The sequence below is a fragment of the Amycolatopsis sp. GM8 genome, from assembly GCF_021653975.1.
Classification (GTDB): domain Bacteria; phylum Actinomycetota; class Actinomycetes; order Mycobacteriales; family Pseudonocardiaceae; genus Amycolatopsis_E.
Genome location: NZ_JAJKFK010000003.1, coordinates 423,225 through 447,530, shown reverse-complemented (window position 1 = coordinate 447,530; position 24,306 = coordinate 423,225). Strand labels below are relative to the sequence as shown.

Annotated in this window: 26 protein-coding genes; 23 read left to right on the top strand and 3 right to left on the bottom strand. The window is 71.7% G+C overall.

Translation table 11 applies throughout. The annotated features are described in order from the left end of the window. The first annotated feature begins 75 nt into the window (after positions 1 to 75). From pyrR to LOZ83_RS15255, 14 genes are all read left to right on the top strand, one after another. Entirely contained in the window at positions 76 to 666 is a 591-nt protein-coding gene (pyrR, locus tag LOZ83_RS15320; RefSeq protein WP_236791256.1) for a bifunctional pyr operon transcriptional regulator/uracil phosphoribosyltransferase PyrR, read from the top strand. After that, positions 663 to 1,592, top strand: a complete 930-nt coding sequence (locus LOZ83_RS15315) for an aspartate carbamoyltransferase catalytic subunit (protein WP_236791255.1) — start codon at positions 663 to 665, stop codon at positions 1,590 to 1,592. The genes pyrR and LOZ83_RS15315 overlap by 4 nt, the downstream gene beginning before the upstream one ends. After that, positions 1,589 to 2,881, top strand: a complete 1,293-nt coding sequence (locus tag LOZ83_RS15310; protein ID WP_236791254.1) for a dihydroorotase — start codon at positions 1,589 to 1,591, stop codon at positions 2,879 to 2,881. Before LOZ83_RS15315 ends, LOZ83_RS15310 begins: the two co-directional genes overlap by 4 nt. After that, positions 2,881 to 3,381 carry a transporter gene (locus LOZ83_RS15305; protein WP_236791253.1) on the top strand — a complete coding sequence of 167 codons (501 nt, stop codon included), beginning with the start codon at positions 2,881 to 2,883 and terminating at the stop codon, positions 3,379 to 3,381. The genes LOZ83_RS15310 and LOZ83_RS15305 overlap by 1 nt, the downstream gene beginning before the upstream one ends. Beyond that, positions 3,378 to 4,493, top strand: a complete 1,116-nt coding sequence (gene carA / locus LOZ83_RS15300) for a glutamine-hydrolyzing carbamoyl-phosphate synthase small subunit (RefSeq protein WP_236791252.1) — start codon at positions 3,378 to 3,380, stop codon at positions 4,491 to 4,493. The genes LOZ83_RS15305 and carA overlap by 4 nt, the downstream gene beginning before the upstream one ends. After that, entirely contained in the window at positions 4,493 to 7,822 is a 3,330-nt protein-coding gene (carB, locus tag LOZ83_RS15295; RefSeq protein WP_236791251.1) for a carbamoyl-phosphate synthase large subunit, read from the top strand. Before carA ends, carB begins: the two co-directional genes overlap by 1 nt. Beyond that, entirely contained in the window at positions 7,819 to 8,679 is an 861-nt protein-coding gene (gene pyrF / locus LOZ83_RS15290; RefSeq protein ID WP_236791250.1) for an orotidine-5'-phosphate decarboxylase, read from the top strand. Before carB ends, pyrF begins: the two co-directional genes overlap by 4 nt. A 179-nt stretch (positions 8,680 to 8,858) precedes the next feature. Further along, complete coding sequence (gene mihF / locus LOZ83_RS15285) at positions 8,859 to 9,176, top strand: integration host factor, actinobacterial type (RefSeq protein WP_236791249.1); 318 nt, start codon at positions 8,859 to 8,861, stop codon at positions 9,174 to 9,176. Further along, a complete protein-coding gene (gmk, locus tag LOZ83_RS15280; protein WP_236791248.1) occupies positions 9,173 to 9,817 on the top strand; it encodes a guanylate kinase in 645 nt (214 codons plus the stop codon). The genes mihF and gmk overlap by 4 nt, the downstream gene beginning before the upstream one ends. A gap of 40 nt (positions 9,818 to 9,857) precedes the next feature. Further along, positions 9,858 to 10,130, top strand: coding sequence for a DNA-directed RNA polymerase subunit omega (gene rpoZ / locus LOZ83_RS15275; RefSeq protein ID WP_236791247.1), 273 nt, complete (start codon positions 9,858 to 9,860; stop codon positions 10,128 to 10,130). Then, positions 10,123 to 11,346: a bifunctional phosphopantothenoylcysteine decarboxylase/phosphopantothenate--cysteine ligase CoaBC gene (gene coaBC / locus LOZ83_RS15270; RefSeq protein ID WP_236791246.1), complete on the top strand. Its 1,224-nt coding sequence runs from the start codon at positions 10,123 to 10,125 to the stop codon at positions 11,344 to 11,346. Before rpoZ ends, coaBC begins: the two co-directional genes overlap by 8 nt. A 59-nt stretch (positions 11,347 to 11,405) precedes the next feature. Next, positions 11,406 to 12,608, top strand: coding sequence for a methionine adenosyltransferase (gene metK, locus LOZ83_RS15265; RefSeq protein WP_236792093.1), 1,203 nt, complete (start codon positions 11,406 to 11,408; stop codon positions 12,606 to 12,608). Further along, a complete protein-coding gene (locus LOZ83_RS15260) occupies positions 12,601 to 14,655 on the top strand; it encodes a primosomal protein N' (protein ID WP_374202667.1) in 2,055 nt (684 codons plus the stop codon). The genes metK and LOZ83_RS15260 overlap by 8 nt, the downstream gene beginning before the upstream one ends. A gap of 23 nt (positions 14,656 to 14,678) precedes the next feature. Then, complete coding sequence (locus tag LOZ83_RS15255) at positions 14,679 to 14,846, top strand: hypothetical protein (RefSeq protein WP_236791245.1); 168 nt, start codon at positions 14,679 to 14,681, stop codon at positions 14,844 to 14,846. Between the two features lie 275 nt (positions 14,847 to 15,121). On the opposite strand, the gene LOZ83_RS39795 is transcribed toward LOZ83_RS15255, so the two are convergent. Beyond that, the gene (locus LOZ83_RS39795; protein ID WP_255823894.1) at positions 15,122 to 15,247 is read right to left on the bottom strand and encodes a hypothetical protein; all 126 of its coding nucleotides are present in this window, start codon (positions 15,245 to 15,247) and stop codon (positions 15,122 to 15,124) included. Between the two features lie 32 nt (positions 15,248 to 15,279). Further along, positions 15,280 to 16,122: a helix-turn-helix transcriptional regulator gene (locus LOZ83_RS15250; protein WP_236791244.1), complete on the bottom strand. Its 843-nt coding sequence runs from the start codon at positions 16,120 to 16,122 to the stop codon at positions 15,280 to 15,282. Between the two features lie 128 nt (positions 16,123 to 16,250). Between LOZ83_RS15250 and fmt the strand changes: the two genes are divergently transcribed. From fmt to LOZ83_RS15205, 9 genes are read left to right on the top strand one after another with little or no spacing between them, the layout of a single operon-like run. Further along, a complete protein-coding gene (gene fmt / locus LOZ83_RS15245; RefSeq protein WP_236791243.1) occupies positions 16,251 to 17,177 on the top strand; it encodes a methionyl-tRNA formyltransferase in 927 nt (308 codons plus the stop codon). 49 nt (positions 17,178 to 17,226) lie between these two features. Beyond that, a complete protein-coding gene (locus tag LOZ83_RS15240) occupies positions 17,227 to 18,648 on the top strand; it encodes an RsmB/NOP family class I SAM-dependent RNA methyltransferase (protein WP_236791242.1) in 1,422 nt (473 codons plus the stop codon). Further along, complete coding sequence (locus LOZ83_RS15235; RefSeq protein WP_236791241.1) at positions 18,645 to 19,139, top strand: flavoprotein; 495 nt, start codon at positions 18,645 to 18,647, stop codon at positions 19,137 to 19,139. The genes LOZ83_RS15240 and LOZ83_RS15235 overlap by 4 nt, the downstream gene beginning before the upstream one ends. A gap of 19 nt (positions 19,140 to 19,158) precedes the next feature. Continuing rightward, positions 19,159 to 19,854 carry a ribulose-phosphate 3-epimerase gene (gene rpe, locus LOZ83_RS15230; protein ID WP_236791240.1) on the top strand — a complete coding sequence of 232 codons (696 nt, stop codon included), beginning with the start codon at positions 19,159 to 19,161 and terminating at the stop codon, positions 19,852 to 19,854. Positions 19,855 to 19,869: 15 nt separating this feature from the next. Next, positions 19,870 to 20,502 carry a riboflavin synthase gene (locus tag LOZ83_RS15225; protein ID WP_236791239.1) on the top strand — a complete coding sequence of 211 codons (633 nt, stop codon included), beginning with the start codon at positions 19,870 to 19,872 and terminating at the stop codon, positions 20,500 to 20,502. A 35-nt stretch (positions 20,503 to 20,537) separates the two neighbouring features. Continuing rightward, positions 20,538 to 21,809 (top strand): bifunctional 3,4-dihydroxy-2-butanone-4-phosphate synthase/GTP cyclohydrolase II, encoded by a 1,272-nt coding sequence (locus LOZ83_RS15220; protein ID WP_308190241.1) that lies wholly within the window; start codon positions 20,538 to 20,540, stop codon positions 21,807 to 21,809. Beyond that, positions 21,806 to 22,312: a 6,7-dimethyl-8-ribityllumazine synthase gene (gene ribH / locus LOZ83_RS15215; RefSeq protein WP_236791238.1), complete on the top strand. Its 507-nt coding sequence runs from the start codon at positions 21,806 to 21,808 to the stop codon at positions 22,310 to 22,312. Before LOZ83_RS15220 ends, ribH begins: the two co-directional genes overlap by 4 nt. 5 nt (positions 22,313 to 22,317) lie before the next feature. Continuing rightward, a complete protein-coding gene (locus tag LOZ83_RS15210; RefSeq protein WP_236792090.1) occupies positions 22,318 to 22,770 on the top strand; it encodes a PH domain-containing protein in 453 nt (150 codons plus the stop codon). Next, complete coding sequence (locus LOZ83_RS15205) at positions 22,767 to 23,534, top strand: SDR family NAD(P)-dependent oxidoreductase (protein ID WP_236791237.1); 768 nt, start codon at positions 22,767 to 22,769, stop codon at positions 23,532 to 23,534. Before LOZ83_RS15210 ends, LOZ83_RS15205 begins: the two co-directional genes overlap by 4 nt. Here LOZ83_RS15205 and LOZ83_RS15200 read toward each other — a convergent pair. Then, the gene (locus tag LOZ83_RS15200; RefSeq protein WP_236791236.1) at positions 23,531 to 24,304 is read right to left on the bottom strand and encodes an exodeoxyribonuclease III; all 774 of its coding nucleotides are present in this window, start codon (positions 24,302 to 24,304) and stop codon (positions 23,531 to 23,533) included. The two genes, LOZ83_RS15205 and LOZ83_RS15200, sit on opposite strands and share 4 nt — an antisense overlap. Positions 24,305 to 24,306: the final 2 nt, after the last annotated feature.

Genomic DNA, 24,306 nt, shown 5'->3' with positions numbered 1-24,306 from the left:
CAAGCAGATTTCCTGGCCAAGCAGGGAGTCGACATCCTTTAAGGCCCGTCCCGTGAGGCGGGGAAGGAGTCTGCCGTGGCGTCACGCCCTCGTGGCGCGGCGGAGCCGGACGGCGAGCGGGAACTGCTCTCCTCTGGCGACGTCGCGCGCACCATCGCCCGAATGGCCCATCAGGTCATCGAGAAGACCGCATTGGGTGCCGAATCGGGTGATCTGCCCGTGTTACTCGGGATCCCCACCCGCGGCACCCCGCTGGCCGACCGGCTGGCCGCGCGGATCGCCGAGTTCGCCGGTGTCGCGCCGCCGACCGGCGCCCTGGACATCACGCTCTACCGCGACGATCTGCGCCGCCGCCCGCCGCGTCCGCTCGCCTCGACCCAGCTGCCCGTCACCGGTATCGACGACCGGGTGGTGATCCTGGTCGACGACGTGCTGTTCTCCGGCCGCACCGTGCGCGCCGCCCTCGACGCCCTGCGCGATCACGGCCGCCCCCGCTCGGTGCAACTGGCGGTGCTGGTGGACCGGGGGCACCGCGAGTTCCCGATCCGGGCCGACTACGTGGGCAAGAACGTGCCCACCTCCCGTGCGGAAGAGGTGCACGTGCTGGTGTCCGAAGTGGACGGACGGGATGCCGTGGTGCTGCGGGGAAAGGGGGAAAGCGTATGAAGCACCTGCTGGCCACCGACGGGCTGGAGCCCGCGCTCGCCACCGCGGTGCTCGACACCGCCGACGAGCTGAAGCGGACGCTGCTCGGCCGCGAGGTGCGCAAGCTGCCGACGCTGCGCGGCCGCACCGTGATCACGCTGTTCTACGAGAACTCCACTCGCACCCGGGTCTCGTTCGAGATCGCGGGGAAGTGGATGAGCGCCGACGTGATCAACGTGTCGTCGAGCGCGTCGTCGGTGAGCAAGGGCGAGTCGCTGCGCGACACCGCGCTGACGCTCGCCGCGGCGGGCGCGGACTGTGTGATCATCCGGCACCCGGCCTCGGGTGCCGCCCAGCGGCTCGCGGGCTGGCTCGACGAGGCGGGCACCGCGGTCGTCAACGCCGGGGACGGGATGCACGAGCACCCGACGCAGGCGCTGCTCGACGCGGCGACCCTGCGGGAACGGCTCGGGACGCTGGACGGCCGCCGGGTCGCGATCGTCGGCGACGTGCTGCACAGCCGGGTCGCGCGCTCGAACATCCACCTGCTGACCGCGCTCGGCGCCGAGGTGGTGCTGGTCGCGCCGCCGACACTGCTGCCGCCCGGGGTCGAGGCGCTGCCGGTGACGGTCTCGCACGAACTGGACGCGGAGCTGCCGGGAGTGGACGCGGTGATGATGCTGCGGGTGCAGGCGGAGCGGATGCACGGCGGGTTCTTTCCGTCGGCACGCGAGTACTCGATCGCCTACGGGCTCAGCGAGCAGCGGCTGAAGATGCTGCCCGAGCATGCCGTGGTGCTGCACCCGGGGCCGATGCTACGCGGGATGGAGATCGCCTCGGCGGTGGCCGACGCGCCGTCGTCGGCGATCACCGAACAGGTCCGCAACGGGGTGCACGTGCGGATGGCCGTGCTGTACCACCTGCTGGCGGGGGAGGACGAGAAGTGAGTGTGCTGATCAGGGGTGCCCGGCTCTACGGCGAGGGCGATCCGGTCGACGTCCTGGTCGCCGATGGGCTCATCAGCGCCATCGGCTCGGTCGAGCCGCCCGAGGACGCCGAGGTGATCGACGCCGCGGGCCAGGTGCTGCTGCCCGGTTTCGTCGACCTGCACACCCACCTGCGCGAACCCGGCCGCGAGGACGCCGAGACGATCGAAACCGGCTCGGCCGCCGCGGCGCTCGGCGGGTACACCGCCGTATTCGCCATGGCCAACACCGATCCGGTCGCCGACAACGCGGTGGTCGTCGAGCACGTGTGGCGGCGCGGCCGCGAGACCGGGCTGGTCGACGTACACCCGGTCGGCGCGGTGACGGTCGGCCTGAACGGCGAGAAGCTCGCCGAGCTGGGGACGATGGCCAAGTCCGCGGCCGGGGTGCGGATGTTCTCCGACGACGGGCACTGCGTGGCCGACCCGCTGATCATGCGGCGCGCGCTGGAGTACTCGACGGCGCTGAACGCGGTGATCGCGCAGCACGCCGAGGAGCCCCGGCTCACCGTCGGGGCGCAGGCACACGAAGGCGAGATCGCGTCGCGGCTCGGGTACGCGGGCTGGCCCGCCTCGGCCGAGGAGTCGATCGTCGCGCGGGACTGCCTGCTGGCCCAGCACGCCGGGGCCCGGCTGCACGTCTGTCACGTCTCCACGGCGGGCACCGTCGACGTGCTGCGCTGGGCGAAGAACAGGCAGGGCCCGGGGTTCATTTCCGCCGAGGTCACGCCGCATCACCTGCTGCTCACCGACGAGCGGCTGGCCACCTACGACCCGGTCAACAAAGTCAACCCGCCGCTGCGCACGGGCGGGGACGCGGCACGGCTGCGCGCCGCGCTGGCCGAGGGCGTCATCGACTGCGTCGCCACCGACCACGCGCCGCATCCGGTGCAGGACAAGGACTGCGAGTGGGCGGCCGCGAAGCCCGGCATGCTCGGGCTGCAGACCGCACTGTCGGTGGTCACCGAAACCATGGTCGCCACGGGCCTGCTCGACTGGCGCGGGGTGGCCCGCGTGATGAGCGAGCGGCCGGCGGAGATCGCGGGGCTGCCCGATCAGGGCCGCCCGCTGGTCACCGGCGAGCCCGCGAACCTGGTGCTGGTCGACCCGGACGCCGCCTGGACGGTCCGGGGCGCGGAGCTCGCGAGCCTCGCGGCCAACACCCCGTATGAGGGGATGCGGCTGCCGGGCGTGGTGACACTCACGCTGCTGCGCGGGCGTATCACCGCGCGTGAAGGGAAGATTGGGTAATGGAACGCTTCATCTTGGTCCTCGTCGTGCTGGTCTTCTTCCTGCTCGCCGTGTGGGGCATGCGGCTGGGCTGGCGGCGAAGGGCACGATCGCAGAGCGTTCTCGTGCCGCCGTTCCCGCCGGTGCCCGACGAACCGGGCGAGCCGGACCTGACGGCGACGGGCCTCTACGTCAGCACCACCACCGCGGACGACTGGCAGAACCGGATCGTCACCCGCGGCACGGGCCTGCGCGGCCGGGCGGTGCTGCGCAGCTACTCCGGCGGGGTCGAGGTCGACCGCGCGGGCGCGCCCGGGTTCTGGATCCCGCGGGACGCGATCACCGAGGTCCGCCGCGGCAGCGCGATCGCCGGGAAGGTGATGGGCACCGACAGCCTGCTGATCATCCGGTGGCGCCTCGGCGAGGTGGAACTGGACACGGGGTTCCGCGGGGACGACCACGGTGACTATCCACAGTGGATCGAAGGCCTGAGCAGTGAGATCAAGGGAGGGGCCCAGTGAGGACGCCAGCCGCGCTGGTCTTGGAGGACGGCCGGGTGTTCCGTGGCTCCGCGTACGGGGCGCCGGGCCGGTCGCTGGGCGAGGCGGTGTTCTGCACCGGGATGACCGGTTACCAGGAGACGCTGACCGATCCGTCCTACTGCGGGCAGATCGTGGTGCAGACGGCGCCGCAGATCGGCAACACCGGGTGGAACGACGAGGACGACGAGTCGGCCCGGATCTGGGTGCGCGGCTACGTGGTGCGCGACCCGGCACGGACCCCGTCGAACTGGCGCTCGCGCCGTTCGCTGGACGAAGAGCTTGTGCGGCAAGGGATCGTCGGGGTGTCCGGAGTGGACACCCGGACGCTGACCCGGCACCTGCGCGAGCGCGGCGCGATGCGGTCCGGGGTGTTCTCCGGCGACGCGCTGGCCGATGTGGACTCGATGGTGAACGAGGTGCTGGCGAGCCCGCCCATGAAGGGCGCGGACCTGGCCGGCGAGGTCACCACCGCTCAGCCGTACGTGGTCGCGGCGCAGGGGGAGCGGCGGTTCCGGGTGGCGGCGCTGGATCTGGGCATCAAGGCCAACACCCCGCGGCAGCTGAGCCGCCGCGGGATCGAGGTGCACGTGCTGCCCGCGGCGAGCACGATCGACGACCTGCTGGCGGTCGAGCCGGACGGGGTGTTCCTGTCCAACGGCCCGGGCGACCCGGAGACCCAGGCGCACGCGATCGCGCTGACCGGCGAGACGCTGCGCCGCGAGATCCCGCTGTTCGGCATCTGCTTCGGCAACCAGATCCTCGGCCGCGCGCTGGGGCTGGAGACCTACAAGATGCGCTACGGGCACCGCGGCATCAACATCCCGGTCATCGACACCGACACCGGGAAGGTCGCGATCACCGCGCAGAACCACGGGTTCGCCCTGGAAGGCGAGCCGGGCCAGATCTTCGACTCGCCCTTCGGCGCCGCGAAGATCAGCCACTACTGCCCGAACGACGGCACCGTCGAGGGCGTGCGCTGCGCCGACGTGCCCGCGTTCTCGGTGCAGTACCACCCCGAAGCGGCGGCCGGCCCGCACGACGCGGCGCCGCTGTTCGACGAATTCGTGCAACTGATGGAGAAAGCCAGCTGATGCCGAAACGGACAGACATCGAGCACGTGCTCGTCATCGGGTCCGGCCCGATCGTGATCGGGCAGGCCGCCGAGTTCGACTACTCCGGCACCCAGGCCTGCCGGGTGCTGCGGGAGGAGGGCCTGCGGGTCAGCCTCGTCAACTCGAACCCGGCGACGATCATGACCGACCCGGAGTTCGCCGACGCCACCTACATCGAGCCGGTCACCGCGGACTTCGTGGAGAAGGTCATCGCGGCCGAACGGCCGGACGCGGTGCTCGCGACCCTCGGCGGGCAGACCGCGCTCAACACGGCCGTCGCCCTGCACGAGCGCGGTGTGCTGGAGAAGTACGGCGTCGAGCTGATCGGTGCCGACATCGACGCGATTCAGCGCGGTGAGGACCGGCAGAAGTTCAAGGACATCGTCCGCGAAATCGGCGCCGAGGTGCCGCGCAGCAAGGTCTGCCATTCGATGGACGAGGTGCGCGAGACCGTCGCCGACCTCGGGCTGCCGGTCGTGATCCGGCCGTCGTTCACCATGGGCGGGCTCGGTTCCGGGATGGCGCACACGCCCGACGAGCTGGAGCGGCTCGCGTCGGTCGGGTTGGCCGAATCGCCGGTGACCGAGGTGCTCATCGAGGAGAGCGTGCTCGGCTGGAAGGAGTACGAGCTCGAGCTGATGCGCGACCGCCACGACAACGTGGTGGTGATCTGCTCGATCGAGAACATCGACGCGATGGGCGTGCACACCGGCGACTCGGTGACCGTCGCCCCGGCGATGACCTTGACCGACCGCGAGTACCAGCACATGCGTGACGTCGGGATCGCCGTGCTGCGCGCGGTCGGCGTGGACACCGGCGGCTGCAACATCCAGTTCGCGATCGACCCGCGCGACGGGCGGATGGTCGTGATCGAGATGAACCCGCGGGTGTCCCGTTCGTCCGCGCTCGCGTCGAAGGCCACCGGCTTCCCGATCGCCAAGATCGCCGCGAAGCTCGCCATCGGCTACACCCTCGACGAGATCCCGAACGACATCACCGGCGAGACCCCGGCGTCGTTCGAGCCGAGCCTGGACTACGTCGTGGTGAAGGTGCCGCGGTTCGCCTTCGAGAAGTTCCCCGGCGCGGACCCGCAGCTGACCACCACGATGAAGAGTGTCGGCGAGGCGATGGCGCTGGGCCGCAGCTTCCCCGAGGCGCTGGGCAAGGCGATGCGGTCCATCGACACGAAGGCCGCCGGGTTCTGGACCCGCCCCGATCCGGACGACGCGACGCTCGAGAACACCCTAGACGCGCTGCGCACCCCCCACGACGGCCGCTTGTACGCGGTCGAGCGCGCGCTGCGGCTCGGTGCGACGTATCAGCAGGTGCACGAGGCCAGCGGGCTGGACCCGTGGTTCATCGACCAGATCGCCCTCATCGGCGAGGTCGGTGCCCAGGTGCGCGACGCTCCGGTGCTCGACGCCGACCTGCTGCGCGAAGCGAAGCGAACCGGCCTGTCCGACCAGCAGATCGCCGCGCTGCGGCCGGAGCTGGCCGGCGAGGACGGGGTGCGCACGCTGCGGCACCGGCTGCACGTCCGCCCGGTGTTCAAGACGGTCGACACCTGCGCGGCCGAGTTCGCCGCGAAGACGCCGTACCACTACTCCGCCTACGAATCGGACGCCGACGCCGCCGAATCGGAGGTCACGCCGCAGCGCGAGAAGCCGAAGGTGCTCATCCTCGGGTCCGGGCCCAACCGGATCGGCCAGGGCATCGAGTTCGACTACTCGTGCGTGCACGCGGCGATCGCGCTGCGCGAGGCCGGGTTCGAGGCCGTCATGGTCAACTGCAACCCGGAGACGGTGTCCACCGACTACGACACCTCCGACCGCCTCTACTTCGAGCCGCTGACCTTCGAGGACGTGCTCGAAGTCGTCTACTCCGAGCAGACCTCGGGCACCGTGGCCGGGGTGATCGTGCAGCTGGGCGGGCAGACCCCGCTGGGGCTGGCCAAACGCCTCGCCGATGCCGGGGTGCCCATCGTCGGCACCCCGCCGGAGGCCATCCACCTGGCCGAGGAGCGTGGCGCGTTCGGCGAGGTGCTGGGCGACGCCGGGCTGCCCGCACCCAAGTACGGCACCGCGACCTCCTTCGAGGGCGCCAAGCGGATCGCCGACGAGATCGGCTACCCGGTGCTCGTCCGCCCGTCCTATGTACTGGGCGGCCGCGGCATGGAGATCGTGTACGACGAGCAGTCACTGGCCGGCTACATCCAGCGCGCCACCGAGGTCACGCCCGAGCACCCGGTGCTGGTGGACCGCTTCCTCGACGACGCCATCGAGATCGACGTCGACGCGCTCTTCGACGGCGAAGAGCTGTACCTGGGCGGAGTGATGGAGCACATCGAGGAGGCCGGCATCCACTCCGGCGACTCCTCGTGCGCCCTGCCCCCCATCACCCTCGGCCGCCACGACGTGGAGACCGTGCGCGTCTCCACCGAGGCGATCGCCCGCGGCGTCGGCGTGCGTGGCCTGCTCAACGTCCAGTACGCGCTCAAGGACGACGTGCTCTACGTCCTCGAAGCCAACCCCCGGGCCTCCCGCACGGTGCCGTTCGTGTCCAAGGCGACCGGCGTGCAGCTGGCCAAGGCGGCCGCGCTGATCATGACCGGCTCGACGATCAAGGACCTGCGCACGCGCGGCCTGCTGCCCGCCGAGGGCGACGGCGGGCACCTGCCCGCGGACTCGCCGGTCGCGGTCAAGGAGGCCGTGCTGCCCTTCCACCGCTTCCGCACCCCGGAAGGCAAGGGGGTGGACTCGCTGCTCGGGCCGGAGATGAAATCGACGGGCGAGGTGATGGGCGTGGACACCTCGTTCGGCGAGGCGTTCGCGAAGTCGCAGGCCGCTGCCTACGGGTCGCTGCCCACCAAGGGCAAGGTGTTCGTGTCGGTGGCCAACCGGGACAAGCGGGCGCTGGTGTTCCCGGTCAAGCGGCTGGCCGACCTGGGTTTCGAGATCCTCGCGACGTCCGGCACCGCCGAGGTGCTCCGGCGCAACGGCATCGCCTGCACCGAGGTGCGCAAGCACAGCGAGGATGCTGCTGACACCTCGATCCCGCCCGGCCCGAACATCGTCGACGTGATCCTGGCGGGCGGGGTGAACATGGTCATCAACACCCCGTACGGCAACAGCGGGCCCCGGATCGACGGCTACGAGATCCGCACCGCCGCGGTGTCGCGCGACATCCCGTGCATCACCACCGTGCAGGGCGCGGCGGCCGCGGTGCACGGCATCGAGGCGCTCATCAGGGGTGAGATCGGGGTCCGCTCCCTGCAGGATCTGCAGGCCTCGCTGCGGGCGCGGTCATGACCGCACGGGCAGTCCCGGGAAACGGTCAGGCATCGTTGACTGCTCCGTTCGGGCGAAGGTTGGCGGGCAAAATCCGGGAACGGGGCGCGTTGTGCGCCGGAATCGACCCGCATCCAGGGCTTCTCGACGCCTGGGACCTGCCCCGGAATGTGTCCGGACTGGAAAAGTTCGCGCTTGCCGCGACGGACGTGCTTGCGCCCGAAACGGCCGTGATCAAGCCCCAATCGGCGTTTTTCGAGGCGTACGGAGCCCCGGGGATCGCCGTCCTGGAGCGGGTGATCGCCCACGCCCAGGACGCCGGCGCGCTCGTCCTGCTGGACGTCAAACGCGGCGACATCGGCTCCACCATGGGCGCGTACGCCGCCGCGTATCTGAACGGTCACAGCCCGCTCGCGGCCGACGCGGTGACGATCTCGCCGTATCTCGGGTTCGGCTCGCTCGCCCCCGCGATCGAGACCGCGCGCGCCGAGGGCCGGGGCGTGTTCGTGCTCGCCCGGACCTCCAATCCGGAGGCCGCGGCGGTGCAGAACGCGTTGCTGCCCAACGGAAAGACTGTAGCGCAGTCCATAGTGGACGAGGCCGCGGCGGTGAACGAGGGCGTGCCCGTGCTCGGCGACGCCGGGGTGGTCGTCGGGGCCACCGTCACCCCCGGCGAGCTGGACCTGAGCGCCCTGAACGGGCCCGTCCTGGCGCCCGGTTTCGGCGCCCAGGGAGCCACCGTGAGCGATCTGCGGGCGCTGTTCGGCGAAGGGCTCCCGGGTGTGCTCCCGGCATCGTCGAGGGACCTCCTGCGCCGTGGACCGGATCCCGCGGCGCTGCGCGCGGCGGTACGCGAGATCCAGTCGTCCATTACGTGAGCGGTGGCCCGGCGGCCGGACCGGAGAGTGTTTCCGGAACCGGGGACGGCAGCCCGCGGGAGGGTTAATATCAGGCCCCGGACCGGGAACTGACCGGCCACCCCCGCATTGTGGCGGGTACCCGGGGGTGGGTACCGTCGCGTCACCCACCCGGAATTTTGAGTACTACGGAGGAAAACGTGGCACTTCCCCAGCTGACCGAGGAACAGCGCAAGGCAGCGCTGGAGAAGGCCGCTGCCGCCCGTCGTGCCCGTGCCGAGCTCAAGGAACGCCTCAAGCGGGGCGGTACCACTCTCACCGACGTGCTCAAGCAGGCGGACGAGGACGAGGTTCTCGGCAAGATGAAGGTGTCCGCCCTGCTCGAGGCCCTCCCCGGCGTCGGCAAGAAGCGTGCTCAGCAGACGATGGAACGCCTGGAGATCGCGCCGAGCCGGCGGCTCCGCGGCCTTGGTGACCGGCAGCGCAAGGCGCTGCTGGCCGAGTTCAACGGCGAGTGAGCGACACACACGACGACCACGTGGCAGCGGCCGGTCCGACCGGCCGTGCGACGCACGGTGAGCCGGCTCCGGGGCAGCGTCCCAGGCGCCGGCTCACCGTCGTCTCGGGTCCTTCCGGGGTGGGTAAGTCCAGCGTCGTCAGCGAGTTGCGGCGGATGGACCCGGACATCTACTTCAGTGTCTCCGTCACCACCCGCCGGCCCCGGCCGGGCGAGGTCGACGGGGCGCACTACCACTTCATCGACCGGCCCATGTTCGACAAGATGGTCGGGGCCGGTGAGCTGCTGGAACACGCCGAGTTCGCCGGCAACTGCTACGGCACCCCCCGGTTGCCCGTCGAACGGGCGCTGGCGGACGGCAGGCCCGCGGTGCTCGAGATCGAGCTGCAGGGCGCCCGCCAGATCCGCGAGGCGATGCCCGGCGCCCGGCTGGTGATGCTGATGCCGCCGTCCTGGGACGAGCTGGTCGGCCGGCTCACCGGCCGCGGCACCGAAGAGGAGGAGGCCGTGCGGGCCCGCCTCGCCGAGGCCGAGCGCGAACTGGCCGCGGCGGGGGAGTTCGAAGCGCGGGTCGTCAACGCCGACGTGCGAGAAGCCGCACGGCAGTTGTTAGACTTGATGAACAGTGACCTTTCGAACTGACTTCGAAAGCCTGACTTCTCATGATTCGGGAGCAACACGAGTGACCTCAGCGCTGGGTACCCATGGTGAAGAGCTCGAAGGCATCACCAACCCGCCGATCGACGACCTGCTGGCCAAGGTCAGCTCCAAGTACGCACTGGTGATCTACGCCGCCAAGCGGGCCCGCCAGATCAACGACTACTACGCCCAGCTCGGCGAGGGCCTGCTCGAGTACGTCGGCCCGCTGGTCGAGCCGGGCCCGCGCGAGAAGCCGCTGTCGATCGCGCTGCGCGAGATCCACGGCAGCCTGCTCGAGCACACCGAAGGTGAGTGACAAGCCCCGGGTCGTCCTGGGCGTGGGCGGCGGCATCGCCGCCTACAAGGCCTGTGAGGTGCTGCGCGGCCTCACCGAGTCGGGCCACGACGTGCGCGTCGTGCCCACCGAGGCGGCGCTGAACTTCGTCGGCGCGGCCACGTTCGAAGCGCTGTCCGGGCATCCGGTGCACACGGGCGTGTTCACCGAGGTGCCCGAGGTGCAGCACGTGCGCGTGGGCAAGGAGGCCGAGCTGGTCCTGGTGGTCCCCGCGACCGCCGACCTGCTCGCCCGTGCCGCGCACGGCCTCGCCGGTGACCTGCTGACGAACACGCTGCTCACCGCGCGCTGCCCGGTCGCGTTCTTCCCGGCGATGCACACCGAGATGTGGGAGCACCCGGCCACCCGGGACAACGTCGCGCTGCTGCGTTCCCGCGGCGCCGTCGTCGCCGAGCCCGCGGCGGGCCGGCTGACCGGCGCCGACACCGGCAAGGGGCGCCTGGCCGACCCGGCCGAGATCGTCGACCTCGCCCGCCTGCTGCTCGCGGTGCCGGGCGCGCTGCCGCGCGATCTCGAAGGGCGGCGCGTCGTGGTCTCCGCGGGCGGCACCCGTGAACCGCTGGATCCCGTGCGCTACCTGGGCAACAGGTCGTCGGGCAAGCAGGGCTACGCGCTGGCCCGGGTCGCCGCGCAGCGGGGTGCCCAGGTGACGCTCGTCGCCGGGCACACGGCCGACCTGCCCGCTCCGGCCGGGACCGACCTCCGCCACGTCTCGACCGCCGAGGAGATGCGGGTCGCGGTGCGCGAGGCCGCCGAGACCGCGGACGTCGTGGTGATGGCCGCCGCCGTGGCCGACTTCCGGCCGGCGACGCGCGCTGATCACAAGATAAAGAAATCCGATGACCGGCCCGATCCCGCGGTCACCCTGGAACGCAACGCGGACATCCTCGCCGAGCTGGTCGCGCACCGGAAACCGGGGCAGGCGATCGTCGGGTTCGCCGCCGAAACCGGCGATGAGCAGGGCAGCGTGCTCGACCACGCGCGCGCCAAGCTCAAGCGCAAGGGATGCGATCTGCTGGTCGTCAACGCCGTCGGGGACGGCAGGGCGTTCGAGGTGGAGGACAACGCCGGCTGGCTGCTGTCCGCCGATGGCACCGAACGCCCGATTCCGCTCGGGTCGAAATCACAGCTGGCGGCCACCCTGTGGGACGCGGTGGCAGACTTCATCGAGGAGTAGCGGCCCGCCTGGTTAGGCTGGACCCGGTTGTCCTCGAACGATGGGATGTGACGAGCACCGTGACCGACTCGACCCGCAGGTTGTTCACGTCGGAATCCGTGACCGAAGGTCATCCGGACAAGATCTGCGACGCGATCAGTGACTCGGTGCTCGACGCGCTGCTGTCGAAGGACCCGCGGAGCCGGGTCGCGGTGGAGACGATGATCACCACGGGGCAGGTGCACGTCGCCGGTGAAGTGACCACCGACGCGTACGCGGACATCCCGACGATCGTGCGGGAGAAGATCCTCGACATCGGCTACGACTCCTCGGCCAAGGGGTTCGACGGCAACTCGTGCGGCGTGAACGTCGCGATCGGGTCGCAGTCGCCGGACATCGCACAGGGCGTGAACACCGCGTACGAGTCGCGGCTGGAGAGCGCGCTGGACGAACTGGACCGGCAGGGTGCGGGCGATCAGGGGCTGATGTTCGGCTACGCGTGCAGTGACACGCCCGAGCTGATGCCGTTGCCGATCGCGCTGGCGCACCGGCTCTCGCAGCGGCTGACCCAGGTCCGCAAGGACGGGGTGCTGCCGTACCTGCGCCCGGACGGCAAAACGCAGGTGACCATCGAGTACGCCGGCGAGCAGGCCGTGCGGCTGGACACCGTCGTCGTTTCCAGCCAGCACGCCGACGGCATCGACCTGGACTCGATGCTCGGCGTCGACATCCGCGAGCAGGTCGTGGCGCCGGAACTCGGCAAGCTGGAGCTGGACAGCACCGACGTGCGGCTGCTGGTGAACCCCACCGGCCGGTTCGTGGTCGGCGGCCCGATGGGTGACGCCGGGCTGACCGGTCGCAAGATCATCGTGGACACCTACGGCGGGATGGCCCGCCACGGCGGCGGCGCGTTCTCCGGCAAGGACCCGTCGAAGGTGGACCGCTCGGCGGCGTACGCGATGCGCTGGGTCGCCAAGAACGTGGTGGCCGCCGGGCTGGCGTCGCGGGTCGAGGTGCAGGTCGCGTACGCGATCGGCAAGGCCTCGCCGGTCGGGCTGTTCGTGGAGACGTTCGGCACCGAGACCGTCGACCCGTCGAAGATCCAGGGCGCGATCACCCAGGTGTTCGACCTGCGCCCGGCCGCGATCATCCGCGACCTCGACCTGCTGCGCCCGATCTACGCGCAGACCTCGGCGTACGGGCATTTCGGCCGCCCCGAGCTGAGCCTGCCGTGGGAGTCGACCGACCGCGTCGACGCGCTGCGCAGCGCCGCCGGTGCCTGAGGGCACCGAAACTGCCGCCCTCTGGGATCTGCCGCGCGCGGGGAAACCGGCCAAGGGCAAACCGAAAGCCGCACGCAAGGGACAGCAGCAGCCGGCCGCGGCCGATCCGATCGCCCGGATCGTCGTGGACGTGCAGCTGGCGCACCTGGACCGCACGTTCGACTACCAGGTACCGGAGAAGTTCGACGCGGACGCCGTGCCCGGTGCCCGGGTGCGCGTCCGGTTCGCCGGGCAGCTGGTCGACGGGTTCCTGATCGAGCGGGCCGGCACCACCGAGCACACCGGGCGACTGGCGTTCCTGGAACGCGTCACGTCCGCCGAGCCGGTGCTCGGCCCGCGGCTCGCGGCGCTCGCGCGCACCGTGGCCGAACGCTACGGCGGCACCCTGATCGACGTGCTGCGGCTGGCGATCCCGCCGCGGCACGCCAAGGCCGAGGCCGAGCCGCCGCGTCCGCGGGCCTCGGTGTCCGTCGCTGTGGGCGACGCGGGCTGGGCGCGCTACCAGCGGGGTGCGGCGTTCCTCGAAGCCTTGCGCGGGAACCGGCAGGCGCATGCCGTGTGGCAGGCGCTGCCGGGGGAGGACTGGCCGGCGCGGCTGGCCGAGGCGGCGGTAGTGGTGGCCGCCGGGGGCCGCGGCGCGGTGCTCGTCGTGCCGGACCAGCGTGACCTCGCGCGCGTGCACGGGGCGTGCGTGGCGCTCGCCGGGAACGACGCGGTGGTCGCGCTGTCCGCCGATCTCGGGCCCGCCGAGCGGTACCGGCGGTGGCTCGCCGTGTCGCGGGGTTCGGCGCCGATCGTGGTCGGCACGCGCGCCACGATGTTCGCGCCGGTCGCCGACCCCGGGCTGTTCGTGGTCTGGGACGACGGCGACGATCTGCACGTCGACCCGCATATGCCGTACCCGCAGGTGCGGGATGTGCTGACGCTGCGGGCACACGCGGACAAGGCGTCGCTCGTGATCGCCGGGTTCGCGCGGACCGCCGAGGCCCAGCTGCTCGTCGAGTCGGGCTGGGCGCACGCCGTGGTCCCGTCGCGGGAGGACCTGCGGAAGGCCGCGCCGCGGGTGACGCCTGTGGGCGAGGACTTCGACGTCGCGCGGGACGAGGCCGCGCGGGTGGCGCGGCTGCCCGCGGTTGCGTTCGAGGCGGCGCGGCAGGCGCTGTCCGCCGAGGCGCCGGTGCTCGTACAGGTGCCGCGGCGGGGGTACGTGCCGGCGCTGGCGTGTGCGCAGTGCCGGACGCCCGCGCACTGCCGCCGGTGCGCCGGCCCGTTGGCGCTGAGCGACGGGCAGCCGCCGCACTGCCGGTGGTGCGGTGCCCCGGAAGGCAATTTCCGTTGTCCCAGTTGCGGTTCCGTGCGGCTGCGGGCCGTGGTCGTCGGCTCGAAGCGGACGGCCGAGGAGCTGGGGCGCGCGTTCCCCGGGGTCGCGGTGCGGACGTCGGGGGCGCAGGAGGTGCTGGCGACCGTGCCCGCGCGGCCCGCGCTGGTGGTGTGCACGCCCGGGGCGGAGCCGGTCGCCGAGGACGGGTACGGCGCCGCGCTGCTGCTCGATGGCTGGGCGCTGCTCGGGCGGCAGGACCTGCGGGCCGCGGAAGAGACCCTGCGCCGCTGGATGGCGGCCGCCGCGCTGGTGCGCCCGTCGTCGGCGGGAGGCCGGATCGTGGTCGGCGCCGACGCGTCGCTGACCGCGGTGCAGGCGCTCGTGCGGTGGGACCCGGCCTGGCACGCCGAGCGCGAACTGGCCGAGCGGCGGGAGCTGGGCTTCCCGCCCGCGGTGCGGATGGCGAGCCTGGAAGGCACCCCTTCGGCGGTCGCGGCGTTGCTGGCGGAGCTGGCGCTGCCCCCCTCCGGCGAGATCCTCGGCCCGGTGCCGCTGGGCTCGGTGGACGACGAGGGCCGCGCCGACCGCGAGCGGGCCTTGGTACGCGTACCCCGGTCCGACGGCCGCGCCCTCGCCTCAGCGCTCGCCGCCGCCCAGGCCCAGCGGGTGGCACGCAAAGAACCCGACCCGGTGCGGATGCAGCTGGACCCACTGGAGCTGATCTAGCCTTCCCGGCGGGAAGGGAGCCGATGAAATCTCTCGGTTGGCTCGGCAGCGGCGCGGCGTGGCTCGTCGGAATCTCCTTTTTCGGTCTCGGTGTCATCGGGTGCGTGGCGGGATTCTTCGGGCTTCGTCGTCGCCACAAGCCGCAATGGCGCGACCTCGAGGATGGCGGCCTGATGAGCCTGGCGGTGTAACCGTTTTCTTCACGATCGCATGCTGCGCACTCCGGTGAGAATGCGAGAACTCAGCCGGGAGCTGTCCATCAGGACCAGCTCTGCGGAGCCCATGAACTTCGCTGCGGCATCCGAGCAGAGAGCTTCGACGGTGCAGCTCGGGGTGGCCGGGTGCGTCGTGCCCTGCAACTTCTGGAGATACAGAAATCCTCGGGACGTGCCCGGTTCGCCGGGGTCGGCTGGAGGGCGAGATTCGGTCATGCCGTGATCAGATCCGGCCGGGTGATCGCTCGTCCTTACGAGAAAACCGGATCATGGACTGCGGCGTTCCTGACCAGCTCTTCGCTGTTTTCGACGTTGTTCACCGTGCTGCCGCCTTCGATGCTGGGCGGTTTCTTGTTGTTCCTGCCGTTCTTGCTCATTCCGCTGATCCACCGTGTCCGGACGCGGGTCCTTAACCGGCCGGGAAGCGTTCGTGGCCCAGGACTGCCAGCAGTTGCAGCTTCTCGTATCCCTCCGAGCGCGGGGGAGCGGTGAGCACCAGCAGTGCCTGCGACTGGTCCTCGGTGAACAGGGCCTGGCAGTCCAGCTCGATCGGGCCCAGCTGCGGGTGGATGAGCGTCTTGTGGTCCTCGAACCGACGCGCCACTTCCTGCCGCGCCCACAGGTCGGCGAACTCCGTGCTCGCCTTTTCGAGCGCCCGCACGAGCTCGCCGGCGCGCGACCGCGGGCCCATCGAGCCGTAGGCGGCGCGCAGGTTCGCGACCATGGCGCGGCCTTGCCGGGCGTGGTCGTCCTCGGGGTAGTGCCGCCGCGCGTCCGGCTGGGTGAACCACCGGTAGATCCCGCTGCGGGCGAGACCGGTGTACCCCGACTCGTCGCCGAAGAGTGCCTCCGCCAGCCGGTTCTGCACCAGCGTCTCGTCCAGCGAGGAAATGATCAGCGCGGGCGTGTCGCAAAGCCTGTCCAGCACACGCAACAACGGGGGCGCCACATGCGGCGCGCCCGACACCGCCGACGGGGCGTTCCGCCCGGCCATCCGGAACAGGTAGTCCCGCTCGCTGTTCGTCAGCCGCAGCGCCCTCGCCAGCGCCGCCAGCAGGTGCTCACTCGGCTGTGGGCCACGCTGCTGTTCGAGCCGCGTGTAGTAGTCGGTCGACATCGCGGCCAGCGCCGCGACCTCGTCCCGCCGCAGCCCCGGAGCCCGCCGCCGCGCGCCAGCCGGGAGCCCGACGTCCGCGGGTTGCAGCGCGTCGCGGCGGGTGCGCAGGAAAGAAGCCAATGCCGAACGGTCCACGAATCCAGTATGGGCGATCCCCGGGCGCGAACCAGGGATCGCCGGTCCCCCTTCGGGAGTAGTGGCCGGCGTCGCACCATAGACTGGTCGGCGATGTTCTCCCAGTTCGAAGTCTCCGGGGTGGCGTGATGCGTCTCGTGTTCGCCGGTACGCCGGAGCCCGCGGTGCCGTCCCTGCGCGCGCTCATCGACTCGCCCCGTCACGACGTCGTCGCCGTCGTGACGCGGCCTGACGCGCCTGCCGGGCGCGGCCGTAAGCTGCTGCGTTCGCCCGTCGGCGCGCTCGCGGACGAGCACGGAATCGAGGTGCTCACCCCCGAGAAGGCCGGGGCGCCCGAGTTCCTCGACCGCCTGCGCGAGCTCGCGCCCGACGCCTGCCCGGTCGTCGCCTACGGTGCCCTGCTGCCGCAGCGCACCCTCGACATCCCGCGGCTGGGCTGGGTCAACCTCCACTTCTCGCTGCTGCCCGCCTGGCGCGGCGCCGCCCCCGTGCAGGCCGCGATCCGCGCCGGCGACGAGATCACCGGCGCCTCGACGTTCCGCATCGTCAAGGAGCTCGACGCCGGGCCGGTCTACGGTGTGGTGACCGAGAAGATCGGCGCCACCGACACCGCCGGGGGACTACTGGAGCGGCTTTCCGTGTCCGGCGCGCGCCTTCTGGTGTCCACAATGGACGGTATCGAGGACGGCACGGTGGGGGCCGTCGAGCAGCCGGACGACGGACTCAGCTACGCGCCCAAGGTCACCGTCGAGGACGCGCGCGTGTCCTTCGCCGACCCGGCCGTGGCGCTCGATCGCCGGATCCGGGCCGTGACACCGGAACCGGGCGCGTGGGCGGAGTTCCGCGGCGAGCGCTTCAAGCTCGGCCCGGTGACCCCGACCGGCGAGAACGGGCTGGCGCCGGGGGAGCTGCGCGCCGAGCGCAAGCGGGTGCTCGCGGGCACCGCGACCCAGGCCGTGCAGCTGGGCGAGGTGCAGGCGCAGGGCAAGAAACGGATGGCGGCCACCGACTGGGCGCGCGGAACGAGGATCGACCGAGGAGAGCGCCTGTCATGACTGCTGGAGGCCCGACCTGTGGCAACCACCGCAGGGGAGGGTGTCGCGCATGAGCCCCGAACGCCGCCCGTCGCGGCCGCAGCGCGGGCGGCCCGCCCCGCGCAAGGAGGGGCCGCGCCGGCCGCCGCCGTATGAGGACCCGGCCCGCCGCGCCGCCTTCGAGGTGCTGCGCGCGGTCCGCGAACGCGACGCGTATGCCAACCTGGTGCTGCCGGAGATGCTGCGCCAGCGCAGGCTCACCGGCCGCGACGCCGCGCTGGCCACGGAACTTGCCTACGGCACCAGCCGTGCCCAGGGCCTGCTCGACGCGGTCATCACCGCCTGCCTCGACCGCCCGCTGTCCACAGTGGACGGTGTGGTGCTGGACTGCCTGCGGCTCGGTGCCTACCAGCTGCTGCGCACCCGGATCCCGGAGCACGCCGCGGTCGACGCGATGGTGAACATGGCCCGCCTCGAGGGCGGATCGCATGTCGCCGGTTTCGTGAACGCCGTGCTGCGCAAGGTGTCCGAAAAGGACGAAGCCGCGTGGCTCAATGAGATCGCCCCCGACCCGGGCACCGACCCGATCGGCAACCTCGCGCTGCGCACGGCGCACCCGCGCTGGATCGCACGGTCCTTCGCGGAAGCGCTGGGGGACAAGGGACCCGAACTGGAAGCGGCGCTCAAGGCCGACGACACCCGGCCCGAGGTGCACCTCGTCGCCCGGCCCGGCGAGATCAGCGCCGACGAGCTGGCCGCGGTCTCCGGCGGCGAGGTCGCGCCGTACTCGCCCTACGGCGTGCATCTGCCCGCGGGCACCGGCGACCCGGGCGACCTGGAGCCGGTGCGCGACAAGATCGCCGCGGTCCAGGACGAGGGCAGCCAGCTGTGCGCCGTCGCCCTCACCCGGGTGCCGCTCGAAGGCGGCGACGAGCGCTGGCTCGATCTCTGTGCAGGCCCCGGTGGGAAGGCCGCGTTGCTGGGCGCGCTCGGCGAAATCTCCGGCGCCCGCGTCGACGCCGTCGAGCAGGCTCCCCATCGCGCCAAGCTGGTCGAGCAGGCCACCGAGGGCCTGCCCGTCACCGTGCACGTCGCGGACGGGCGCGAACCCGGCCTCGAACCCGGCTTCGACCGCGTGCTCGTGGACGCGCCGTGCAGCGGCCTCGGCTCGCTGCGCCGCCGTCCCGAGTCCCGCTGGCGGCGCCAGCCTTCCGACGTCGCGGACCTGACGAAGCTGCAGAGCCAGCTGCTCGCGTCCGCGCTGGACCTGGTGCGCCCCGGCGGTGTCGTGGCGTACGTCGTGTGCTCGCCGCATCTCGCCGAGACCGAGGGTGTGGTGAACGACGCGGCGCGCCGCAGCAAGGCCGAGATCGTCGACGCCCGCGAGTTCTTCCCCGGCGTGCCGCAGCTCGGCGACGGGCCGTACGTGCAGCTGTGGCCGCACCGGCACGGCACCGACGCCATGTTCTGCGCGGTCCTGCGCCGCCGGTGAGGGTGCTCGGCCTGGTCGCCGCGTCGTGCGGCGGCCTCGACACGCGGTTCCGCACCGAACTCGCGGAGCCCGCCGCCGCGCGAGGCTGGCGGCTGGCCATCACGCTCACCCCGACCGCCGCGCGCTGGCTCGAGCACTCCGGCGAGCGGGAGAAGCTGCAGGCGCTGACCGATCTGGCCGTGCGGAGCGAGTCGCGGCTGCCGGGGCAGCCGCGCCCGCATCCGGACCCGGACGTGTTCCTGTTCGCGCCCGCGAGCGCGAACTCGGTCGCGAAGCTCGCCCTCGGCATCGCCGACAACCAGGCGCTGACCGTGCTCGGCGATGTCCTCGGCGACCCGCGGGTGCGGATCGCGGTGCGCTATCAGACCCAGCCCACCCGGTTCCGGCACCCGGCGTGGCGGGCTCATCTCGCCGCGCTGACCTCGGCCGGGGTGGACGTGTCTCAGCTGGCGGAACCGTGGTCGACGGCACTGACAGCATTGCCGGATTGACCTTCTACACTGCGTAATCGTGGCCCACCGACCTCTCATCGCGCCGAGTATCCTGTCCGCCGACTTCGCCCGGCTGGGCGAGGAGATCCACGCCGTCGCGGGCGGCGGCGAAATCGGGGCCGACACCCGCGCCGACTGGGTGCACGTCGACGTGATGGACGCGCATTTCGTGCCCAACCTGACCCTGGGCCTGCCGGTCGTGCAGTCGTTGCTGAAGGCCACCGACCTGCCGCTGGACTGCCACCTGATGATCGAGGACCCGGACCGCTGGGCGATCGGGTACGCCGAGGCGGGCGCGTACAACGTCACCGTGCACGCCGAGGCCGCGAAGGACCCGGTGAAGATCGCGAAGGACCTGCGCGCCGCCGGGGCGAAGGCCGGGCTGTCGGTCAAGCCGGGCACCCCGCTGGAAGACCACCTCGACGCGCTCAAGCACTACGACACGCTGCTGGTGATGTCCGTCGAACCCGGGTTCGGCGGGCAGTCGTTCATCGCCGAGGTCCTCGGCAAGGTCCGCGACGCGCGGCGGCTGGTCGACACCGGGCACCTGAACGTGCTGGTGGAGATCGACGGCGGGATCAACGCCGACACCATCGAACAGGCCGCCGAGGCCGGGGTCGACTGCTTCGTCGCGGGCTCCGCCGTCTACAGCGCGGCCGACCCGGGCAAGGCCGTCGCCGCGCTGCGCGACCTCGCCGCCAACGCACAGCACTGAATTAGAGGAGGCGCGGTGTTCACCGGCATTGTCGAGGAACTCGGCGAGATCACCGGGGTCGAGGAGCTGCCCAACGCGGCCCGGCTCACCGTGCGCGGCCCGGTGGTCACGGGAGACGCGAAGCACGGCGACTCGATCGCGGTGAGCGGGGTGTGCCTGACCGTCGTCGAGGTGTCCGGCGCCGAGTTCACCGTGGACGTCGTGCACGAGACGCTGCGGCGCTCGCGCCTGGCGAAGATCGCCACCGGCGACCGGGTCAACCTGGAGCGGGCGACCGCGGTCGGGGACCGGCTCGGCGGGCACATCATGCAGGGCCACGTCGACGGCACCGGCGTGTTCGTGGCCAGGGACGACGAGGGGCTCACCCGGTTCACGCTGCCCGCGCACCTGGCGCGTTACGTCGTCGAGAAGGGCTCGATCGCGGTCGACGGGATCTCGCTCACCGTGGCGAGTGTGACGAACGACGAGTTCACGGTGGCCTTGATCCCGACCACACTGGAGTTGACAACGCTGGGCCGCGCGGAGCCGGGTGACCTGGTCAACCTCGAGGTGGACGTCGTCGCGAAGTACGTCGAGAAGCTGGCCACGGCGCACCTGCCGGGTCTCGCGGCGCACAATGGAGCGGGTGCCTTAGAGGAGGACGCGTGAGTTCCGTGAATTCAGGGACACCGTGTGGTGCGGAGGTGCCGGTGGACACCGCCGGCATCCAGCGGGCGATCGCGGACATGGCCGCCGGTCGTCCGGTGATCGTGGTCGACGACGAGGAACGCGAGAACGAGGGTGACCTCATCTTCGCCGCCGAGAAGGCCACGCCGGAGCTGCTGGCCTTCATGGTCCGCTACACGTCGGGCTATGTGTGCGTCTCGCTCACCGAGGAGGACTGCGCCCGGCTCGACCTGCCGCCGATGTACCACACGAACCAGGACGTGCGCGGCACCGCGTACACCGTGACCGTGGACGCCGCGGAGGGCATCAGCACCGGTATCTCGGCCGCCGACCGTTCGCACACCATCCGGCTGCTGGCCGACCCCAAGGCGCAGCCGACCGACTTCCGCCGCCCCGGGCACGTCGTTCCGTTGCGCGCCAAGGAAGGCGGCGTGCTGCGGCGGCCGGGGCACACGGAGGCGTCGGTGGACCTGGCGCGGCTGGCGGGCCTGCAGCCGGCGGGCGTGCTGTGCGAGATCGTGTCCCAGAAGGACGAAGGGGACATGGCGCGGCGCGACGAGCTGGAGGTGTTCGCCGCCGACCACGATCTGCAGATCATCTCGATCGCGGACCTGATCGCCTACCGCCGCCGCCACGAGAAGCAGGTCGAACGGGTCGCCGAGGCCCGGATCCCGCTGGCGGCCGGGACTTTCCGCGCGGTCGGGTACGACAGCCTGCTCGACGGGATCGAGCACATCGCGTTCGTCTACGGCGAGCTCGGCGACGGCGAGGACATGCTGGTCCGGGTGCACTCCGAATGCCTGACCGGTGACGTGTTCGGGTCGCTGCGCTGCGACTGCGGGCCCCAGCTGGACGCGGCGCTGCAGGCGATCGCCGACGAGGGCCGCGGTGTCGTCCTCTACATCCGCGGGCACGAGGGCCGCGGTATCGGCCTGCTGCACAAGCTGCAGGCCTACCAGCTGCAGGATCTCGGCGCGGACACGGTCGACGCGAACCTCGCGCTCGGCGTCCCGGCCGACGCGCGCGACTACGGCACCGGCGCGCAGATCCTGTGCGACCTGGGTGTGCGCTCGATGCGGCTGCTGACGAACAACCCGGCGAAGCGGATCGGCCTGGAGGGTTACGGGCTGAAGGTGACCGGCCGGGTGCCGCTGCCGATCTCGCCGAACCCGGAGAACGTCCGGTACCTGCGTACCAAGCGTGACCGGATGGGGCACGAGCTGGCCAACCTGGAGGAGCTCGACCAGATCACGGCCGACGTGCGGAACGGGAACGGGGAGCAGCCGTGAGCGGCGAGGGACGGCCGGACGTCGAGCTGGACCTGAGCAACTGCGAGGGCCTCAAGCTCGCGATCGTCGCGACCCGCTGGCACGCCACCATCACCGACGCCCTGCTGGAGCGCGCGATCGCGACGGCGACCGAGGCGAAGCTCAAGGAGGAGCCGACGGTCGTGCGCGTCGCCGGCGCCGTGGAGCTGCCCGTGGTGGCGCAGGCGCTGGCCCGCGACCACGACGCGGTCGTCGCGCTCGGCGTGGTCATCCGTGGTGGCACGCCGCATTTCGAATACGTCTGCGACGCGGTGACCGCTGGGCTGACCAGGGTCGCGCTCGACGAGGGCACCCCGATCGGCAACGGGGTGCTCACCTGCGAGACCGAGCAGCAGGCGCTGGACCGCGCCGGGCTGCCGGGCTCGGCCGAGGACAAGGGCCGCGACGCGACGCAAGCCGCGCTGGACACCGCGCGCGTGCTGCGCTCGCTGCGGCAGCCGTGGACGGAGAAAGGGTTCGCGTGAGCACCATGACCGCCGAGGACGTCGTCGTCATCCGGCCGCACCGGGCCACCTGGGTGTCGGTGGTGATGGCGGTGTTCCTCGTCGCCGCGTTCTCGGTGGTCGCGGCGCTGCTGCGGGGATCCAACACGGGCGCGATCTTCGAGGTGTCCGACCAGATCGCGATGGTGGGCATCGGGATCGTGCTGGCGGGCGGCGCGCTGCTGTTCGCGACGCCGCGGGTGCGGGCCGACGCCGAGGGCATCGAGGTCCGCAACGTCATCTTCCTGACCCGGCGCTACAACTGGCTCGAGGTCCTGTCGGTCAGCTTCCCCGACGGCACCTCGTTCGCGCGGCTCGAACTGCCGGAGGACGAGTACACCGGCGTCGTCGCGATCCAGGCTGTGGACCGCGACCGCGCCGTCGAGGCCGTCCGTGCGCTGCGGCGGCTGCACAAGGCGGCCTGGGCTCAGCAGCCGTGACCGCGTTCCCCGCGGACCGCACCGCCATCGTCACCGGTGGCGCGTCGCCGCGGGGGATCGGCCGGGTCACGGCCGACCGGCTCGCCGCCGGCGGCTGGCAGGTGGCGGTGCTGGACATCGACGCGGCGGGGGCCGGCGAGGTCGCCCGCTCGCTGACGAAAACCCATGGGGTGCAAGCGATCGGCGTCGGCGTGGATCTCGCGCGGCCGGACGAGATCGAGGCTGCGGTGGACCGGGTCGAGGCCGAGTTGCCGCAGATCGTCGGGCTGGCCAACATCGCCGGGGTCGCTTCGCCGGTCCCGTTCTTCGAACTCGATCTGCCGGAGTGGGACCGGGTGTTCGCGATCGACATCCGCGGGCTTTTCGTGCTGACACAACGGGTCGCGCGCACGATGGTGACGAACGGGGTCGGCCGGGTGGTCAGCGTGTCGTCGGTGTCGGCGCAGCGGGGCGGCGGCACGTACAGCCGGGTCTCCTACTCGGCGGCGAAGGCGGCCGTGCTCGGGTTCACGCGCGCGCTCGCGCGGGAGATCGGCGAGCACGGGGTGACCGTCAACGCCGTGTCACCCGGGCCGATCGACACCGACATCATGGGCGGGACGCTGAGCGACGGGCGCAAGCGCGAGCTGGTGCGTGACCTGCCGGTCGGCCGGGTCGGCACACCCGCCGACGTCGCCGCGCTCATCGCGTTCCTGCTGGGCGAGGACGCGGGGTTCATCACCGGCGCGACCTACAACGTCGACGGCGGGTTGCACATCTTCTAGACCGTCAGGTCCACCACGACGGGTGCGTGGTCGGACGGGCTCTTGCCCTTGCGCGCTTCGCGGTCCACGTACGCGTCGCTGACGGCGCCGGCGAAAGGGCCGTTGCCGTACACGAGATCGATGCGCATACCGTTGTTGTTGGGGAACGCCAGCTGCCGGTAGTCCCAGTAGGTGTAGGGCTTGTCGTACTTGAGCGCGCGGGGCACGACGTCGCGCAAACCCGCTTCCCGCAACGCTTCCAGCGCCTTGCGCTCGGGTTCGGTCACGTGTGTCGAGTCGGCGAACAGGCTGATGTCCCACACGTCGTCGTCGGCCGGGGCGATGTTGAAGTCGCCCAGCAGCGCGAACGGCCGGTCCGCCGACTCCGCGACCACCGTCGCGCGCAGGGCGTCGAGCCAGCGCAGCTTGTACTCGTAGTGCGGGTGGCCGGGTTCGCGGCCGTTGGGCACGTACACCGACCACAGCCGGACGCCGCCGCAGGTCGCGCCGATCGCGCGCGGCTCGGCGGCGTCCTCGTAGGTGGGCTCGCCGACCAGCCCGCGCCGCACGTCGTCGAGACCGGCCCGGGACAGGATCGCCACACCGTTCCAGCGCCCGGTCCCGTAGGCCGCGACGTCGTAACCGAGCCCGGCCACCTCGGGCGGGAAGCCTTCGGTGGTCGTCTTCAGCTCCTGCAGGCACACCACGTCCGGTTTCGCGGACTCCAGCCAGGCGAGCAACCGGGGTAGCCGCGCGGTGACCGAGTTGACGTTCCAGGTGGCGAGGCGCATAC

What these genes read in the sequence shown, in the direction of transcription:
- LOZ83_RS15315 (WP_236791255.1), top strand. Translation starts at nt 663, where the DNA reads ATGAAGCACCTGCTGGCCACCGACGGGCTGGAGCCCGCGCTCGCCACC.
- LOZ83_RS15305 (WP_236791253.1), top strand. Translation starts at nt 2,881, where the DNA reads ATGGAACGCTTCATCTTGGTCCTCGTCGTGCTGGTCTTCTTCCTGCTC.
- carB (WP_236791251.1), top strand. Translation starts at nt 4,493, where the DNA reads ATGCCGAAACGGACAGACATCGAGCACGTGCTCGTCATCGGGTCCGGC.
- pyrF (WP_236791250.1), top strand. Translation starts at nt 7,819, where the DNA reads ATGACCGCACGGGCAGTCCCGGGAAACGGTCAGGCATCGTTGACTGCT.
- LOZ83_RS15255 (WP_236791245.1), top strand. Translation starts at nt 14,679, where the DNA reads ATGAAATCTCTCGGTTGGCTCGGCAGCGGCGCGGCGTGGCTCGTCGGA.
- LOZ83_RS39795 (WP_255823894.1), bottom strand. Translation starts at nt 15,247, where the DNA reads ATGAGCAAGAACGGCAGGAACAACAAGAAACCGCCCAGCATCGAAGGC.
- fmt (WP_236791243.1), top strand. Translation starts at nt 16,251, where the DNA reads ATGCGTCTCGTGTTCGCCGGTACGCCGGAGCCCGCGGTGCCGTCCCTG.
- LOZ83_RS15240 (WP_236791242.1), top strand. Translation starts at nt 17,227, where the DNA reads ATGAGCCCCGAACGCCGCCCGTCGCGGCCGCAGCGCGGGCGGCCCGCC.
- LOZ83_RS15210 (WP_236792090.1), top strand. Translation starts at nt 22,318, where the DNA reads ATGACCGCCGAGGACGTCGTCGTCATCCGGCCGCACCGGGCCACCTGG.
- LOZ83_RS15200 (WP_236791236.1), bottom strand. Translation starts at nt 24,304, where the DNA reads ATGCGCCTCGCCACCTGGAACGTCAACTCGGTCACCGCGCGGCTACCC.